15 protein-coding genes are annotated in these 17,302 nt (G+C 71.4%); 10 read left to right on the top strand and 5 right to left on the bottom strand.

Annotated features, from left to right (window positions below; genetic code table 11):
* Positions 1 to 6: 6 nt before the first annotated feature.
* Both BLW09_RS19340 and manA read right to left on the bottom strand, forming a co-directional pair.
* On the bottom strand, positions 7 to 756 hold the full coding sequence (locus BLW09_RS19340; protein WP_442911293.1) for an O-antigen ligase family protein: 750 nt from the start codon (positions 754 to 756) through the stop codon (positions 7 to 9).
* 637 nt (positions 757 to 1,393) lie between these two features.
* Entirely contained in the window at positions 1,394 to 2,554 is a 1,161-nt protein-coding gene (gene manA, locus BLW09_RS12695; RefSeq protein WP_089913226.1) for a mannose-6-phosphate isomerase, class I, read from the bottom strand.
* A 115-nt stretch (positions 2,555 to 2,669) separates the two neighbouring features.
* On the opposite strand from manA, the gene BLW09_RS12690 reads away from it, so the two are divergent.
* From BLW09_RS12690 to BLW09_RS12670, 5 genes are all read left to right on the top strand, one after another.
* Positions 2,670 to 3,848: an acyl-CoA dehydrogenase family protein gene (locus BLW09_RS12690; RefSeq protein WP_089913223.1), complete on the top strand. Its 1,179-nt coding sequence runs from the start codon at positions 2,670 to 2,672 to the stop codon at positions 3,846 to 3,848.
* A gap of 290 nt (positions 3,849 to 4,138) precedes the next feature.
* A complete protein-coding gene (gene galE / locus BLW09_RS12685) occupies positions 4,139 to 5,101 on the top strand; it encodes a UDP-glucose 4-epimerase GalE (RefSeq protein ID WP_089913220.1) in 963 nt (320 codons plus the stop codon).
* Positions 5,102 to 5,287: 186 nt separating this feature from the next.
* Entirely contained in the window at positions 5,288 to 5,611 is a 324-nt protein-coding gene (locus BLW09_RS12680; protein ID WP_089913217.1) for a WhiB family transcriptional regulator, read from the top strand.
* Positions 5,612 to 5,684: 73 nt separating this feature from the next.
* Entirely contained in the window at positions 5,685 to 8,996 is a 3,312-nt protein-coding gene (locus BLW09_RS12675; protein ID WP_089913214.1) for a glycosyltransferase, read from the top strand.
* Positions 8,989 to 10,425 carry a DUF5719 family protein gene (locus BLW09_RS12670; protein WP_089913211.1) on the top strand — a complete coding sequence of 479 codons (1,437 nt, stop codon included), beginning with the start codon at positions 8,989 to 8,991 and terminating at the stop codon, positions 10,423 to 10,425. Before BLW09_RS12675 ends, BLW09_RS12670 begins: the two co-directional genes overlap by 8 nt.
* Before the next feature lie 25 nt (positions 10,426 to 10,450).
* Here BLW09_RS12670 and BLW09_RS12665 read toward each other — a convergent pair whose 3' ends face one another.
* Positions 10,451 to 10,894: a metallopeptidase family protein gene (locus BLW09_RS12665; protein ID WP_089913207.1), complete on the bottom strand. Its 444-nt coding sequence runs from the start codon at positions 10,892 to 10,894 to the stop codon at positions 10,451 to 10,453.
* A 42-nt stretch (positions 10,895 to 10,936) separates the two neighbouring features.
* Between BLW09_RS12665 and BLW09_RS12660 the strand changes: the two genes are divergently transcribed.
* The 4 genes from BLW09_RS12660 to BLW09_RS12645 are packed head-to-tail and all read left to right on the top strand — an operon-like array spanning position 10,937 to position 14,672.
* A complete protein-coding gene (locus BLW09_RS12660) occupies positions 10,937 to 11,146 on the top strand; it encodes a DUF3499 family protein (protein WP_089913204.1) in 210 nt (69 codons plus the stop codon).
* 27 nt (positions 11,147 to 11,173) lie between these two features.
* Positions 11,174 to 12,595 carry a phosphomannomutase/phosphoglucomutase gene (locus BLW09_RS12655; RefSeq protein WP_089913201.1) on the top strand — a complete coding sequence of 474 codons (1,422 nt, stop codon included), beginning with the start codon at positions 11,174 to 11,176 and terminating at the stop codon, positions 12,593 to 12,595.
* A 47-nt stretch (positions 12,596 to 12,642) separates the two neighbouring features.
* Positions 12,643 to 14,121: an adenosylhomocysteinase gene (ahcY, locus tag BLW09_RS12650; protein ID WP_089913198.1), complete on the top strand. Its 1,479-nt coding sequence runs from the start codon at positions 12,643 to 12,645 to the stop codon at positions 14,119 to 14,121.
* Positions 14,121 to 14,672, top strand: a complete 552-nt coding sequence (locus BLW09_RS12645) for a GNAT family N-acetyltransferase (protein WP_089913195.1) — start codon at positions 14,121 to 14,123, stop codon at positions 14,670 to 14,672. Before ahcY ends, BLW09_RS12645 begins: the two co-directional genes overlap by 1 nt.
* A gap of 23 nt (positions 14,673 to 14,695) precedes the next feature.
* On the opposite strand, the gene BLW09_RS12640 is transcribed toward BLW09_RS12645, so the two are convergent.
* Both BLW09_RS12640 and BLW09_RS12635 read right to left on the bottom strand, forming a co-directional pair.
* Positions 14,696 to 15,376 (bottom strand): cyclase family protein, encoded by a 681-nt coding sequence (locus tag BLW09_RS12640; RefSeq protein WP_089913192.1) that lies wholly within the window; start codon positions 15,374 to 15,376, stop codon positions 14,696 to 14,698.
* 53 nt (positions 15,377 to 15,429) lie between these two features.
* Complete coding sequence (locus BLW09_RS12635; protein WP_089913189.1) at positions 15,430 to 16,269, bottom strand: RDD family protein; 840 nt, start codon at positions 16,267 to 16,269, stop codon at positions 15,430 to 15,432.
* Between the two features lie 17 nt (positions 16,270 to 16,286).
* On the opposite strand from BLW09_RS12635, the gene BLW09_RS12630 reads away from it, so the two are divergent.
* Positions 16,287 to 17,282, top strand: a complete 996-nt coding sequence (locus tag BLW09_RS12630; RefSeq protein WP_089913186.1) for a stage II sporulation protein M — start codon at positions 16,287 to 16,289, stop codon at positions 17,280 to 17,282.
* Positions 17,283 to 17,302 lie beyond the last annotated feature (20 nt).

Below are 17,302 nucleotides of genomic sequence, written 5' to 3'. Positions count from 1 at the left end.
CACAGACTACGGGGCGGGGGCGTTCGCCGCCCGCTTGGTGGCGACCGAGAGCGCCACCAGGAGCGCCCAGCCGCCCTCGATGAGGATGCGGCTCTCGGCGAAGCTCTGAGCGATCAGAGCGCCGAGCACCAGCAGGGGCAGCAGGGCGACCGCACGGTACGGCTGGTCGTCGGCGATCGTGGAGCGCGGGCGGTCGATCGCGAGGAACCAGGCCCGGCCGAACGTGGTGAGCACCAGCAGGATGAACACCACGAGTCCGACGATGCCGACCTGCAGCCACACGTCGAGCCAGGCGTTGTGCGCCTGCAGGTACTCGACGCCGTTCCGGGTGGCGAGCCCGTCGAAGGGCTTCACCCACGGAGCCCAGTAGCTGACCCATCCCCAGCCGAACGCCGGGCGCTCCTGCGCCAGACGGGTGACCGCCGCCCAGATGTCCAGGCGGCCGGTCAGGTCCTCGCTCTTCCCGAACAGCGCGGGGATGCGCGAGGAGAACAGCGAGACGCCGACGATCGCAGCGGCGACCACGACGATCGCCACCAGGTAGACGGGCCCGCGCCGATCGGGGCCCGCCCGGCGCGCCCACAGCGCGAAACCGAGCACGACCGCGGTGACGAGGGCGGCGGCGATGACCGTCGCGGACCGGGTCAGTGCCAGGGCGAGGACGGCGACGACGAGCCATCCCAACGCCGAGCCGTGGCGCGTCGTCCGGTCGGCGACCTGGATGCCGAACACGACGATCGCCAGGAGCGCGATCATGGCGAGCAGGTTGCTGTTGCCCACGATGCCCTGGATCGGGCCGCCGTGGAAGAGCAGGTCACGGCTCCAGTAGAAGGCCTGGGGCAGCTTCCCCTGCGGCACCGCGTAGACCGGAGTGAGGGGGAGGACCGGCTGCCGCACGAAGATCGCGACGACGAGCTCGAAGACCAGCGACAGCCCCAGGATCCAGCGGAACGCGTTGCCGAGCGCGCTGAGCAGTCCCGGCCATCCCAGCCGCAGCCCGAGGAAGACGCCGGCGATCGTCGTCACCAGCGTCGAGAGGACGCCGAGGGCGCTGGCGCCCGGGTACGCCGACCAGGCGATCGAGACGACGGCCAGCGCCAGGAAGAGCACGAGGGTCTTCGGGGTGGTGCGCCAGCGGAACCGCGGACGCGACCGGATGATGAGCGCCGCGCTGACGACGGCGAGCACCGCGGCCAGGAGGAAGTAGCCGGGCCAGCTGATCGTGTTGCGCCAGAAGTCTCCGGCGAACAGGGTGAAGAGCGCCAGTGCGGCGAACGCGTTCTCCGCCGTGCCCGTCGCGGTGCGCGCGAAGGCGATGCGGGCGGGGAGCGTGGCGCGGGGCGTTGTCACCTGGGAAGGATAGCCGACAGCCGCCCGCGATCCCCTCGGAGGCTCAGGAGTTCGGGTGCGCGACGAACACCGTGCCCCGGCCGGTGACGGTGAGCTCCGTCTCGTCGGTGATGACCGCGGCCTCTCCGCGCGCCAGGGTCACGGAGCCGGCGCGTCCGCGGAGTTCGACATCGCCGTCGGTGACCAGCGCGATCGCGGTGCCCGGGAGTGCCACGGTGGCGGACGCGGTCGCGGCCGTCAGCGCGATGTGCTCGAGGGCGAAGTCGGGCACGTCCGGACGGAAGGTCTCCACCCCGGCCGCCGGGTGCTCCGGCGCGAGCGGTGTCGCCCGGATCGGCGTGAAGTCGAGCACGCTCACCAGTTCGGGCACATCGATGCGCTTGCGGGTCAGTCCGCCGCGCAGCACGTTGTCGGAGGCGGCCATGAGCTCGATGCCGAGGCCGCGGAGGTACGCGTGGATGTTCCCGGCCGGCAGGTAGAGCACCTGCCCGGGGCGCAGGGTGGCGCGGTTGAGCAGCAGTGCGAGCACGATCCCCGGGTCGCCGGGGAACGCGTCGTCGAGCATGCGTACCGTGTCCGCGTCGCGGTCGTCGGGGAGCGCACGTGCCGCGCGGACCACCTCGGCGACGAGGAGGTCGACCTCCGGGTCCTCGCCGAGGAGCCACTCGGTCGCCAGCCGCAGCACGGCGCCCGGCTCGCCGACGAGGGTGCGGGCGAATCCGGCGAGGACGGCGCCCCCGGTCGTGGCCGCGGCGAGACGCTCGAAGGCGGCGCGGCTCTCCTCCGGATCGCGGAAGCCGCACAGCGCCTCGAAGGGGTCGCTCAGGGCGAAGATGAGCTCCGGCTTGTGGAACGGGTCCTTGTAGTTGCGCTCCGCCGAGTCGGCCGGAAGCCCCGCCGCGTTCTCCCGATCGAAGCCGGCGCGGGCCTGCTCGGGGGAGGGATGCGCCTGCAGCGACAGCGGTCCTGCGGCGGCCAGCACCTTCAGCAGGTACGGGAGGTTCTTCGTCCGCTCCCAGGAGGCCAGGTCGGCCGCCCCGTCTGCGATGGCGGGATCGAGCACCCGCGCGGGAGAGCCGGGATGCGCGCCCAGCCACAGCTCCGCCTCCGGTCCGCCGCTCGGCCGCGTGCCGAGCAGGCCCGCGATCGCGGTCGTGGAGCCCCACGCGTAGTCGCGCGGGGTGTTGCCGATGCGCACAAACATCCGTCGCCGTCCCTTTCGTTCCGTTGGACCAAACTACCAATCGCTTTGTCCGCGCCGTGCCGGGTCCTTAGGCTGGCGGCGGCCCGACCATCCCTGTGGACGCACTGGAGCACACATGCCCTTCGAGACCATCGCCGGCGACTTCTACGGCTTCGAGACCCTCCTCTCCGACCGGGAGAAGGACTTCATCACCACCCTGCGCGCGCAGTTGGAGTCCGAGGTGAAGCCGATCGTCAACGAGTACTGGGAGAAGGCGGAGTTCCCGCACCAGATCATCGACGTGCTGCACCGCAACGGCGCGATCGGCCTCGGTTTCCCGGAGACCGCCCCGTTCGAGAACTCGGCGGTGTTCCGCGGCTGGGTCGCGCTGGAGCTGGCCAGGGTCGACGCGTCGGTGAGCACTTATGTCGGCGTGCAGAACGGCCTCGCGCTCGGTGCGGTCGGCGTCTGCGGCTCCGACGAGCAGCGGGCGGAGTGGCTGCCCAAGCTGGCGAGCGGCGAGGTGCTCGGAGCGTTCGGGCTGACGGAGCCCACGTCCGGCTCCGACTCTGCGCAGGGGCTCAAGACCGTGGCGACGCGCGACGGCGACACCTGGATCCTGAACGGCTCGAAGCGCTGGATCGGCAACGCCACCTTCAGCGACATCACCGTGATCTGGGCGAAGAGCGCGGAAGACGGTCAGGTGAAGGGCTTCATCGTCCCCACCTCGACCCCGGGCTACACGGCGACGAAGATCGAGGGGAAGCAGTCCCTCCGCATCGTGCAGAACGCCGACATCACGCTCGAGAACGTCGTCGTGCCCGAGTCGCTCCGGCTGCAGAACGCGAACAGCTTCAAGGACACGGCCCGCGTCCTCCGCCTCACCCGCGCCGAGGTCGCCTGGGCCGCGGTCGGCGTCGCGGTCGGCGCGTACGAGGCCGCGCTGCGCTACACGAAGGAGCGCGTCCAGTTCGGCAAGCCGATCGCCTCCCACCAGCTGATCCAGGACCTCCTGGTGAAGTCGCTCGGGAACATCACCGCGTCGATCGGCCTGTGCACCCGCGTCTCGCAGATGCTCGACGACGGCGAGCAGCGTGACGAGCACTCCGCCCTGGCGAAGGCCTTCGCGACGGCACGCATGCGCGAGACGGTCGCCTGGTGCCGCGAGGCCCTCGGCGGCAACGGCATCGTGCTCGACTACGACGTCGCGCGGTTCTTCGCCGACGCCGAGGCGCTCTACTCCTACGAGGGCACGCGCGAGATGAACACGCTCATCGTCGGCCGGGCGATCACCGGGGAGGCCGCGTTCGTCTGAGCCCCTCCACGTCCTCCGTCGGAAACGGAGGAGGTCCCTCCCACACGCGCGCCGGACTCCTCCGTTCCTGAACATTGAGGCGGTTATCGTCCCTCTTCACCTCCCTTTTTTCCGCGAGTCGGCACGAGCGAACTCGCATCTCCCGCTGCGCTGAAAGGGAGGATGTCGCGCTCGACACGCCGGGGATGGTCGGGCAAGGGAGGACAGCGGCGGGAGGCGGGCCGGGAAAGCCTCCGTTTCTCCGGCCGATAGGGTGGGCAGAGGCCGGATGAGGAACGAGGAGGACCCCCGTGGCGTGGTTGGTGACCGGAGGCGCAGGCTACATCGGAGCGCACGTCGTGCGGGCGTTCCGCGACGAGGGGATCGACGTCATCGTCGTCGACGACCTGTCGAGCGGTCATGAGGAGTTCGTCCCGGAGGATGTTCCGTTCTACCGGGGCACCATCCTCGACGCCGAGCTGCTCGCGCGCATCTTCGCCGAGAACACCGTCAGCGGTGTCGTGCACGTCGCCGGCTTCAAGTACGCGGGCGTCTCCGTCCAGCGTCCGCTGCACACCTACGAGCAGAACGTGACGGCGACCGCGGTGCTGCTGGGGGCGATGCAGGACGCGGGCGTCGACGCCATCGTGTTCAGCTCCTCCGCGGCCGTCTACGGGACGCCGGATGTCGACATCGTCACCGAGACCACGCCGAAGAACCCCGAGTCGCCCTACGGGGAGTCGAAGCTGATCGGGGAGTGGCTGCTCCGCGACCAGGGCGTCGCAGCCGATCTGCGGCACACCTCTCTGCGCTACTTCAACGTGGTCGGATCGGGCGATCCGAGCCTGCGCGACACCAGCCCGCACAACCTGTTCCCGCTGGTGTTCGACGCGCTGGTCGCCGGGCGGACGCCGCGCATCAACGGGGACGACTATCCGACGCCGGACGGCACCTGCGTTCGCGACTACATCCACGTCGCCGACCTCGCCGTCTCCCATGTCGCCGCCGCGAAGCGCCTCGACGCGCACGACACGATCGAGCCGGTCTACAACCTCGGCAGTGGCGACGGCGTCTCCGTCGGTCAGATCATGGCGACCGTCGCCGAGGTGGCGGGAATCGCCTTCACCCCAGAAGTGGGGCCTCGACGGGCGGGGGATCCCGCGAGGATCGTGGCATCCGGAGAGCTCGCATCCCGCGATCTCGACTGGAAGATGCGCCACTCGCTCGAGGACATGGTGCGCAGCGCCTGGGAAGCACGCCAGGCGGCGTCCTGACACCGCTCCCCGGCACACCCGTCAACCGGGCGTGTCGGGATTGTTGTCGTTCTCCGGCGCGTCGCGAACTCTCGACCAGCGGTCAAGGCTTTACGATTCGCGACTTGACGTGAGCGAATGACAACGGTGTAATTAGGGCAACGCGGGAATCTCGTGTTTCAGCAGTTCATGGGTGGGGAGACCGATATGCCAGTTCCTGAATATCGTTCTGGGGTACCCGACGACTGGTTCATCGACCCGGTCCGGCTCGGGGTCCCGGGCGTCCGTCCGGCGGAGGTCGAAGACGACAATCCGCTCGCGTGGCAGACCGACGCTCTGTGCGCCCAGACGGATCCGGAGGCGTTCTTCCCAGAGAAGGGCGGCTCCACCCGCGACGCGAAGCGCATCTGCACCTCCTGCGAGGTGCGCTCGCAGTGCCTCGAGTACGCCCTCGCCAACGACGAGCGCTTCGGGATCTGGGGCGGCCTCTCCGAGCGCGAGCGCCGCAAGCTCCGCAAGCGCGCCGTCTGACCCGGCCGCCGAAACCACGCCGCGCCCGACCCAAAGACGGGATCGGCGCGAGGCCGACCTAGGCTGACTGGCGATGTATCCGAGAGTCACCGCCATCGTCGTCGCCCACAGCGGCGGCCCGCGCCTGCAGCGCACTCTCGACGCCCTCGCGGAGCAGACCCGTCGACCGGACGCCGTGATCGCCGTCGACTGTGCGACGTCGGACGACGCTGCGCGCCTGCTCGCCGAGTCCCGGCCCACCCAGCTGCTCAGCGTGCCGGAGAAGCTGCCGTTCGGGGCGGCCGTCGCCACCGCCGTCCGCGTCCTTCCCCCCGCATCCGACGCCGGGCAGCTCCTCTGGCTCCTGGCGCAGGACACCGCTCCGGAGCCGCAGGCGCTGGAAGCGCTGCTCGCCGCTCTCGAGGTGTCGCCCTCTGTCGCCGTGGTCGGACCCAAGCTGGTGGACTGGGACGACCCGGCGCTCATCCGCGAGTTCGGCGAGGCGATGACGCCGTTCGGCGCCTCGGTTCCTCTCGTCGAGAACGAGCTCGACCAGGCGCAGCACGACGGCCTCAGCGATGTTCTGGCCGTCTCGAGCGCCGGGATGCTCGTCCGGCAGGCGCTCTGGGAGCGGCTCGACGGCTTCGACCCGGCCCTCCCGACCGTGGACGACGGCCTCGACTTCTGCACGCGGGCCCGCCTCGCCGGGTTCCGCGTCACCCTCGTCGCCCAGGCGCGCGTCGCCATCGCGGGCGACGGTGTCGCCGGCCCGAACCTGTCGTCCAAGTGGACCGTGCGCCGCCGTCTCTCGGGGGAGCGCCGCAGAGCCCAGCTGCACCGCCGGATGGCCTACGCTCCCGGCTGGGCCGTCCCGCTGCACTGGCTGACCTTGGTGCCCCTCGGCATCCTGCGCGGGCTCGTACGTCTGCTGCGCAAGGAGCCCGGCTCCGTCGGCGGAGAACTCGGCGCCGCCTTCCGGGTCGCGTTCTCCGGCCTCGCGGTGGGCAGCGCCCGCCGCAGGCTCGCATCCGCACGCGAAGTGGGCTGGGCGGCGGTGGCTCCGCTACGCATCCCCTTCCCCGAAGTTCGCCGCGCCCGTGCCCTCAAACGGGAAGCCGCGATGGTGCGCCAGCAGGGCGAGAAGCAGGACCTCGACTTCTTCGGGACGGGCGGTGGATGGGCGGTGCTCGCCGCGCTCCTCGTCGGCGTCGCCCTGTTCTTCCCGCTGATCGGCTCTGGCGCACTCGCGGGAGGCGGACTCCTCCCGCTCGACACCTCGGTCGGCCAGCTGTGGGCGAACCTCGGGTACGGGTGGCGCGACACCGGCCTCGGCTTCGTCGGCGCCGCAGACCCGTTCTCTGCAGTGCTCGCCGTTCTCGGAACGCTCATCTTCTGGCAGCCGTCGCAGTCGCTCGTCCTGCTCTGGGTCCTCGCCGTCCCGCTCGCGGCGCTCGGAGCCTGGCTGGCGGCAGCGCGGCTGACGACGCGCGCCACCCTGCGCGCCTTCGCCGCCCTGGCCTACGCCCTCGCGCCGACCCTCCTGGTGGCGCTGCAGGGCGGGCGTCCATCGGCCGTGCTCGCGCACATCCTGCTGCCCTGGCTGTTCTTCGCAGGCCTGGCCGCTCGCCGTTCGTGGGCGGCCAGCGCCACGACGGCCCTGCTCGCAGCGGCGACCGCCGCGTGCGCGCCCGTCCTCATCCCCGCCCTCGTGATCGCCTGGATCGCCGCGATCGTCTTCGCCGGCCGTCGCGCCGCACGGATCGCGTTCATCCCGCTGCCCGCCGTCGTGCTGTTCGCGCCGCTCGTCTGGCAGCAGGGAGCACGGGGAGCGTGGCTGTCGATCTTCGCGGATCCCGGCGTTCCGCTGGATGCGCGCCAGACGCCGGCCTGGCAGCTCGCGCTCGGCTTCCCGGACGGCACCCTCGGCGGCTGGCACGCGCTCGCCACGTCGCTGCACCTTCCTTCCGCATCGGCCACCCTGATCGTCCCGATCCTGCTGGCGCCCCTCGGCGTGCTGGCCATCCTCGCGCTGTTCCTGCGGGGGACGGTCCGCGCGATCGTCGCCCTGCTCGTCGCCCTCGTCGGCTTCCTGACGGCCGTCGCCGCCCTCCATGTGCAGATCGCCGTCTCGGGTGCGACCGTCGTGCCGATCTGGCCGGGCAGCGCGGTGAGCCTGTACTGGCTGGGGCTGATCGGCGCGGCCGTGCTCGCCCTGTCCGCTGTCGGACGTGCCGCCGTCTACCCGGCGTGGGTCGCGATCGTCACACTGACCATCGCGATCGTTCCGGTCGGAATCGCGACCCTCACCGGCCATTCCGAGGTCCAGGAGAGCGACGGCCGCACCATGCCCGCCGTGGTCACGGCGAAGGCGGCCACGCAGCCGCGCACCGGGACGCTGCGCATCGTCCCGCAAGGACAGGGCGGCATCCGCGCGGAGATCGTGCGGGGGAGCGGTCAGACGCTCGACGACCAGTCGACGCTCGCCGACACCCAGCGCTCGATGACAGCCGACCAGCGGGCGCTCGCGCAGCTGGCCGGCAATCTCGCCTCGCGCAGCGGGTACGACGCCTCCGCACAGCTGAAACGTCTCGGAATCGACTTCGTCCTGCTGACTCCCACCGAGACGGCCCTCCCTGGTCAGGACGACGCCGCCGGCGTCGCCACACGATCGCGCGCAGCCGTCGCGATGGATGCGAACCCCCTGCTCGCGCCCGTGGGCATCACCTCCTCCGGCCGGCTCTGGGCGTTCGACCGCGGGACCTCCGATCTCCCGGCCGCCGCGCAGATCCCGGCCGACGCCGGCGGCATCTGGCGCGTGCTCGTGCTGCTCGTCCAGGGCATCGTCATCGGTGTCACCGTGCTGATGGCCATCCCCACCACCCGGTCCGCCGACCGGGTGTCGGAGCTGTCCGCCCGCCGACCGGAGCGGCGACGCGACGACGAGACCGCGGTCGAGCCCGACGACGAGCCGGAGGAGCCGGCCGTCGCCGACGGCGTGGCGGCCGAGAGCCTCGACGAGTACGAGGCGGAGCCCGACGACGAGGCGGTCGTGGAATCGGCGGACGTCGACGACATCCCCGAGACCGAGCCGGTCGCGGAGGCCGAGCCGGTGGCCGAGTCCGAGCCGGTGGCCGACGTCGAGCCGGCGGCCGACGTCGAGCCGGTGGTCGATGTCGAGGCGGCCGCCGAGCGGGAACCCGAGCCGGAGTCGCCGGTGGAGCGCGCGGACGAGGCTCCGGAGTCCGCTGAGGACCAGCACGCCGAGCTCGATCGCCCCGGGTTCCACGACGCCGATCGCCCCGCCGAGCGCGTCATGACGCCTCCCGCGCCGACGACGCTCGAAGACGGACTGGAGGAGACCATCATCCGACCTCGACGAACCTCCGACGGAGGCGACCGTGGCTGACCGCAGAGGCCTCGCCCGGATCGGTGCCCGCGCCGTCGGCGGCGTGATCGGCGTCGGCATCGCCGTCGCGGCGGTCGCGGGGGCGACACTGCTCCCCCTCCCGGACTTCGCCATCGGGGCGCCGGCCCAGACCGTCACCCCCGTGCCCGCCGATCAGCAGCGCGTCTGCCCCGGCCCTCTCCTCCAGCTGGCGGCCGACGCCGGAGAGGCCACTCGCCCGAGCGCCGTCGGCACTCCCACCTTCGCGTCCGCCGCCGAGGGCGCGGACGTGGACATCACCTCCCTGAAACCCGATGCGGACACGGCGTCGCGGGAGCAGGCTCCGCAGGTCGCCTCCGTCGCGACTCCGCGGAACGCGACGAAGCCACCCCTCTTCGCGGCCGCACAGATGCAGAGCGCGGACGCCGACGATCTGGCCGGCCTGGCGGCCGCCGCCTGCGCGGAACCCGCAGCCGACACGTGGCTGGTCGCCGGCTCCACGGCCCTCGGGCAGACGAGTCTCGTGCTGCTGAGCAACCCGAGCGAGGTCGACGCGACCGTCGACCTGACGGTCTTCACCGAGAGCGGGACCGTCGACGCCCCCGGTGCGGCGGGGATCCTCGTCCCGGCCCGGTCCCAGAAGGTCGTGCCGCTCGCCGGCCTCGTCCCGTCCGCGGCGGCGACCGTCGTGCGTGTCCAGACCACCGGCGGCGAGGTCGCCGCCACGCTCCAGCAGAGCTTCGAACAGGGCATCCAGCCCCGAGGGGCCGAGCTCGCCGGCCCGACCGGCGGTCCCGCGCGGCAGCAGATCGTTCCCGGCGTGACGATCACCTCCACCGATGCCATCCAGGGCGAGCAGTCCGCCGAAGGCGTGGGGTTCGCCTTCCCGGTCGTGCGGTTGCTCGTCCCGGGGAAGACCGATGCCCAGGTCACCGTCGGGGCCGTCGGAGAGACGGGGACGGCCGTCGGCAACTCGTACGCGACCACGGTCAAGGCCGGACAGGTCGCCGAGATCCCGCTCGATCACCTCAAGGACGGCAGTTACACGGTGACGGTGAACTCCAACGTTCCCGTGGTCGCCGCCGTCCGCACCTCCGTGATCGGTACGAAGGCGCGCGATTTCACCTGGTTCGCGTCGGCGCAGGAGCTGCAGGACGACCTGCTGGCGTCCATCCCCTCCGGGGCCGATGCGACCATCCACTTCGCCAACGCCGGCGAAGCGGACACGACGGTCACGGTGTCCCGCACACGTCCGGGAGGCACGCCGACGAAGATCGTGGTTCCCGCTGAGGGGGGATCGCTCGCCCGTCTCGGCCCCGGCGCCTACCGCATCACGGGTGCCGACGGGCTGCGGGGGAGCGTCAGCTTCGCGGCGGACGGTCGCGCGAGCAGTTTCGCGCTCAGCCCGCCCGGACCGCTCGCCGCGCCGATCACGGTCTACCCGAACTGACGTAGGCGCGGACGGCCGCCGCCGGTCAGAAGTGCCGGTACCGGTCCGGCGCGAGGTCCCACGGGTCCTTGCCGAGAAGCTCGGCGACGGCGCGGAAGACGCATCCCTCGATGTACATGCGCCGGTGCAGCTCGTCGTCGTGGTGCAGCTTGGTCAGACGCTGGATGGGCACCCGGTACAGCACGATCCGCTTCCGGGCCGCATCCACGCGCCACCGGTCGACGCCGTCGGCGCCCGAGTTGCCGATGGGGGTCGCCGCGACCTCGAAGTGGACGTTCGCCAGCTCCTCCGGCCAGACGCCCTTGAGGTAGTCGGCGGTGGACGCGACCGTCATGTCGAAGAAGTCGATCCGGTTCTGCAGCATCGGGAGGTGCGGGCCGGTCACCGGACCCCGCGCGCCCCGGCCGTGCCTGCTCCGCCAGCGGCTGGTCGCCGGGGTCTGACTGCTGGTGCGGCGGTTGCGGGGCATGTCGCCATCCTACGTCGGACGCTGTCGGGTAGTCTGAGCCCGATGTTGAGCCGCCCGTGTTCCCGTGTCGCGTGTCCGCGCGACGCCGTGCAGACTCTCACCTACGTCTATGCCGACTCGATGGCCGTGCTCGGACCCCTCAGCCTGAAGCACGAACCGCACTCCTACGACCTGTGCGCGATCCACGCCGAGCGGCTCTCCGCGCCCCAGGGTTGGCAGATCGTCCGTCACGTCAGCGTCACCGACGCGTGAGGCGGTCGTCGCGGTAGGTTAGGGGCCATGAGCATCACCGACCCGCGCCTGCAGTCCGTCGTCAAGACCTACGACATCCGTGGACTGGTCGGGAAGGACCTCACGGAGGAGGTCGTCGAGGCCATCGCCGCGGGGTTCGTCGACGAGGTGCAGGCCGCGGGGACCGACGTCATCGTCGGCCACGACATGCGCGACTCCTCTCCGGCTTTCGCTGCGGCGTTCGCGCGCGGCGCGCAGACCCGCGGGGCCGACGTCGTCTCGATCGGGCTGTGCTCCACCGACGAGTCCTACTTCGCCTCCGGTTACCTGCAGGCGCCCGCCGCGATGTTCACCGCGAGCCACAACCCGGCGACCTACAACGGAATCAAGCTGTCCCGGGCCGGTGCGCAGGGCCTGAGCATGGACACGGGCCTCGGCGCCGTCCGCGACCGGGCCGCCGAGTACCTGCGCGACGGCATCCCCGCCGTGGAGCGTCCGGGGACCTTCCGCGAAGAGGATGTGCTGGAGCGCTACGCGGCGTACCTCCGCTCGCTCGTCGACCTCAGCGGCATCCGGCCGATCACGGTCGTCGTCGACGCGGGCAACGGGATGGGCGGGCTGACCGTCCCCGCGGTCCTCGGAGAAGCAGCCGGGCTCCCCGCGCTGCCCATCACGGTCATCCCGCTCTACTTCGAGCTCGACGGGACCTTCCCCAACCACGAGGCCAACCCGCTCGAGCCGAAGAACATCGTCGACCTGCAGCGCGCTGTCGTCGAGCACGGGGCCGACCTGGGACTCGCCTTCGACGGCGACGCCGACCGCTGCTTCGTCGTGGACGAGCGCGGGTCCGCCGTCACCCCGTCGGCCGTCGCCGCGATCGTCGCCGTGCGCGAGATCGCGCGTGCCCGCGCGGAGGACCCGGACGCGGAGATCACGGTCATCCACAACCTCATCACCTCGAACATCGTGCCGGAGACCATCGAGGCGGCGGGCGCCGTTCCGCTGCGGACGCGCGTCGGCCACACCCTGATCAAGGATGCGATGCGCCGCTCCGGGGCCGTGTTCGGCGGCGAGCACTCGGCGCACTACTACTTCCGCGACTTCTGGAGCGCCGACAACGGGATGCTCGCGGCGATGCACCTGCTCGCCGAGTTCGGCGCGCAGGACCGCCCGCTGTCCGAGCTCTCCGCCCGCTACACCCCGTACGCGATGTCGGGTGAGATCAACTCGACCGTGGACGACGTCCCTGCCGCGTTCACGCGGATCGTCGAGGCCTTCACGCCGCGCGCCGACTTCGACGAGCTGGACGGCCTCACCGTCACCGGCCGCGTGGCGCAGGACGAGCCGTTCTGGTGGTTCTCGGTGCGTCCGTCCAACACGGAGCCGCTGCTGCGGCTCAACGTCGAGGCGGCCGACCAGGCAACCATGGCGCGCATCCGCGACGAGGTGCTCGCGCTCATCCGCGGCTGAGCGACATGCCCGGCTCAGAACGGGGAGGGCATGCCACAATAGAGCCCATGCCAGCTAGCGCCACAACCGCCCTGCCGTTCAAGGTCGCCGACCTCTCCCTCGCCGCCGCGGGACGACACCAGATCCGCCTCGCCGAGAACGAGATGCCCGGCCTGATGGCCCTCCGTGCCGAGTTCGGCGACGCGAAGCCGCTCGCCGGAGCGCGCATCGCCGGCTCGCTGCACATGACCGTGCAGACAGCTGTGCTGATCGAGACCCTGGTGGCCCTCGGCGCCCGCGTGCGCTGGGCGAGCTGCAACATCTTCTCCACGCAGGACGAGGCCGCTGCCGCGATCGCGGTCGGCCCGACCGGCACCCCCGACGCGCCCGCCGGCGTTCCCGTGTTCGCCTGGAAGGGCGAGACGCTGGAGGAGTACTGGTGGTGCACCCAGCAGATCTTCGACTGGTCGGCCGAGGCCGCCGCCGACGGAGCCGACTACCTCGGCCCGAACCTCATCCTCGACGACGGCGGCGACGCGACCCTGCTCGTCCACAAGGGGCGCGAGTTCGAGCTCGCGGGAGCCGTGCCCGACGACGCTGCCTCCGACAGCCACGAGTACCGCGTCATCCTGGCCGCCCTGCGCGAGTCGCTCGCCGCATCGACGGACCGCTGGACCCGCATCGCCTCCGACATCCTCGGTGTCACCGAGGAGACCACCACGGGCGTCCACCGGCTGTACGAGCTGGCCAAGGAGGGCGGGCTGCTGTTCCCGGCGATCAACGTCAACGACTCGGTCACCAAGAGCAAGTTCGACAACAAGTACGGCATCCGCCACTCCCTGCCGGACGGGCTGAACCGCGCGACGGACGTGCTCATCGGCGGCAAGGTCGCCTTCGTCGCCGGCTACGGAGACGTGGGCAAGGGCGCCGCTGAGGCGCTGCGCGGACAGGGCGCGCGCGTCATCGTCAGCGAGGTGGACCCGATCAACGCGCTCCAGGCCGCCATGGACGGCTACCAGGTCGCCCGGCTGGAGTCGGTGATCGACCAGGTCGACATCCTCGTCACCGGCACGGGCAACGTGAACGTCGTCACGCTCGACCACCTGCTCGGCCTCAAGCACCTCGCCGTCGTCGCCAATGTCGGCCACTTCGACAACGAGATCGACATGGCGTCGCTCGAGGCGCTCCCCGGTGCGGAGAAGGTCGAGATCAAGCCCCAGGTGCACGAGTGGCGCCTCCCCACCGGCCGCAGCATCCTCGTCCTCTCCGAAGGGCGCCTGATGAACCTCGGGAACGCGACCGGCCACCCCAGCTTCGTGATGAGCAACTCCTTCACCAACCAGGTGCTCGCCCAGCTCGAGCTCTACGTGTCGCCGGAGAACTACCCGGTCGGCGTCTACGTGCTCCCCAAGCACCTCGACGAGAAGGTCGCGCGTCTGCACCTCGACGCGCTCGGGGTCGAGCTGACGACGCTCACCGACGAGCAGGCCGCCTACATCGGCGTCCCGGTCGACGGACCCTACAAGGTCGACCACTACCGCTACTGATGGCCCTCGACTTCGCCGACCGGGAGCTCCCCGGCGGCCTGATCCTCCGGGTGCGGAGAGAGCAGGACGCCGGTGCGCTCGCCGCCGCCTACCAGCGCAACCGCGGCCACCTGGCCCCGTGGGACCCGACCCGCACCGAGGACTTCTTCACCGAGGCGGGACAGCTCGCCCAGACCCGCGAGCTGCTGGCGCTGCGCGAGATGGATGCGGCCCTCCCGCTGGTGATCGCGGAGGGCGACCAGATCGCCGGCGGGTTCACGCTCAGCCAGCTGGTCCGCGGCGCGTTCCAATCGGCGAACGTGGGGTACTGGCTCGACCGCGACCACGTGGGTCGGGGCCTCGCCTCCGCTGCGCTCAGCACCCTGGTCGACGCCGCGCGCGACGACTACGGCCTCCACCGCCTGCAGGCGGCGACGCTGCTCGCCAACCATGCGTCGCAGTCGGTGCTGACCCGTGCCGGATTCGAGCGCATCGGGGTCGCTCCGAACTACCTCAACATCGCCGGCCGCTGGCAGGACCACGTGCTGTTCCAGCGCATCCTGCACGACTGACCGCCGGGGCGTCAGCGCCGCCGTCAGCCTGCGGCCGGCAGCTCCGCGTAGGCGCGCACCGGGAAGGTCCCGAATCCCTCGATCGCCGGAGGGGCCGCAGTGAACAGCGCTCCGTGCTCCGGCACCCCGGCGAGCCCCGTGAGGTGCTCGACGACGTGGACGCCCGCGGCCAGCAGAATGCTGTGCGCCGGCCGGCTGCCGCCCGACTCGGTGTCGTCGATGTTGAGCGCGTCGATTCCGACCAGCGCGACACCGGCGTCGGCCAGCATCCGGGCGCCCTCCTCGGCGAGGTAGGGCGAGCCGGTGGCGTAGGCGGGCGTCCCGAAGTGCTCGTCCCAGCCGGTGTGCAGCAGGACGGCGCCGCCCGGTTCCGTGCGTCCTTCCAGAGCCGACGCCGGGATGCCGCGCTCCCCGCGCCCGGTCAGACGGATGACCTCTGCGGGCAGACCGACCAGAGTCTCGAGGTCGAGACCGGCGAGGTCCGGTCCGTCCGCGTAACGGTGGAAGGGGCTGTCGAGGTACGTGCCGGTGTTCCCGATCAGGGTGATGACGTCCATCGCGAACTCGGTCCCCGGGGCGTACAGCTGCCGGGACGCCTCGCGCGTGAGGTGCGGCTCGATCGTGGGCGCCGGGAGGCCGGGATAGGTCACGAGGCCGGCGCGGATGCGGTGGCTGAGGTCGACGATGCGGCGGTGGTGCGGCATGCGCTCTCCGATCGGAGTGGGCGGTGGGCAGAGAGGATCGCGTGGTTCGCTGGTCAGCGGTAGGGGAAGCCGTGCGGCAGGGCGCCGAGCACCGGCTCCAGCCGGTCCAGCCGCTGCTTCTCGAGCGCCAGGCCGCGGGCGTCGCGGTCGCGACGCAGCACGGCCACGGCGACGAGGAAGGTCTCGGCATCGACCGGGGGCAGCGGCGAGACGTACGGGGCCGCCTCGCGGGCGAGCTCGGTGCTCAAGCCGTGCCGGGCCGCCGGGGTGAGGTCGGGCGCCTGGCGCACGAACTGGGCGATGCGGCGCGAGAGCCGGTCGGGCAGGCGTGCCACATCCGCTGTGGCCGCCCAGGCGGTCAGGTGCGGCGCCAAATAAAGGGGGAGCGGCTGCGGCCGTGGCACCCGAACGAGCTGGCTGTAGGTGCCCGCGAGCAGGTCGCCGAGGCGCTTCGACCGGCTGTTGAGGAGCCCGGTCAGCGCGGCGATCGATCCGAACGTCAGGAAGATCTCGAGCACGCCGACCAGGGCGCGGATGAACGCGTGGCGGAACCCGGTCGCGCCGCCGTCGTCGCGGACGATCCGTGCCCCGACTGCCAGCTTGCCGAGGGACCGGCCGCGCGACAGCAGTTCGACCGTCGTGGGCAGGACGACCATCCCGAACACCAGGATGAGGATGACGAGGGCCCGGGCGATGGCCTCGTCGAGCCCGGCGCCCGTGGAGACGAGCAGCATGATGCACCCGAACATGACGAGCAGGTAGGTGAGCCAGTCGATGATGGTGCCTGCGGCCCGGAGGATGTAGCTGGCGGGCTTCACGTCGAGCGCGACGGCCTCGCCGGTGATCAGCTCCCGGTCGTCCTGAGACCCGTTCCCCGCCCCGGCCTGCATCATAGATATCATCTAAGCAGATGGACCTCGACGCTTACACCGCCGCACGCAGCGCCGACTGGGAGGAGCTCTCCCGGCTGGCGTCGAAGCGACGCCTCGACGGCCCGGAGACCGACCGCCTGATCGACCTCTACCAATCCGGAGCGGCCGACCTCTCGGCCATCCAGACGAGCGCAGGCTCGACCGCGGCGGGCGACCGGCTCTCGCTCGCGCTGTCGTCCGCCCGGTTGCGGTTCACCGGCGCCGGAGCGAACCTGTTCGCCCAGCTGCCGCGCTTCTTCGTGCTGCAGCTGCCCGCAGCGCTCTACCGGCTGCGGTGGATCGTGCTCGGTGTGGCGGTCGCCACGATCGTGATCGCCACCCTGTACGCGCTGTGGATCACCGGCAACCCGGATGTCCTGCGCAACCTGGGTGACGACGCGAACCTCCGGAAGTACGTCGAACACGACTTCATCGACTACTACTCCAACAACCCCGCGGCGTCGTTCGCCGGACAGGTGTGGACCAACAACGCGTGGATCGCGGCGCAGTGCATCGCCTTCGGGATCACCGGCCTGTACGTGCCGTACGTGCTCATCCAGAACGCCGTCGGCGTCGGCACCGCGGCGGGCGTGATGTTCGCCTACGGGCGCGGCGACGTGATGTTCTCGTACATCCTCCCGCACGGGCTGCTCGAGCTCACGAGCGTCTTCGTAGCCGCCGCGGCGGGCCTGCGCATCTTCTGGGCCTGGATCGCCCCGGGTGCACGCACCCGCGGACAGGCGCTGGCGGAGGACGGCCGCGCTCTCTTCACGGTCGCCGTCGGGTGCGCGATCTCGCTCTTCGTCTCGGGACTCATCGAGGGCTTCGTGACACCGTCCGGGCTGCCGGTCTGGGCGAAGATCGGCATCGGCGCTCTCGCGCTCGCCGCCTTCCTCGCCTACATGCTGGTGCTGGGCCGGCGCGCGGTGCGTGCGGGCGAGACCGGCGACCTTGAGGAGTTCGAGGCGGGCGCGCGCCGCATCGTCGCCGCCTGAGGGCGGGTCACACGTGCGGC

Source organism: Leifsonia sp. 21MFCrub1.1 (genome assembly GCF_900107895.1).
Classification (GTDB): domain Bacteria; phylum Actinomycetota; class Actinomycetes; order Actinomycetales; family Microbacteriaceae; genus Leifsonia; species Leifsonia soli.
The sequence above is the reverse complement of the archived record's forward strand: the minus strand, read 5'-3'. Positions and strand labels throughout refer to the sequence as shown.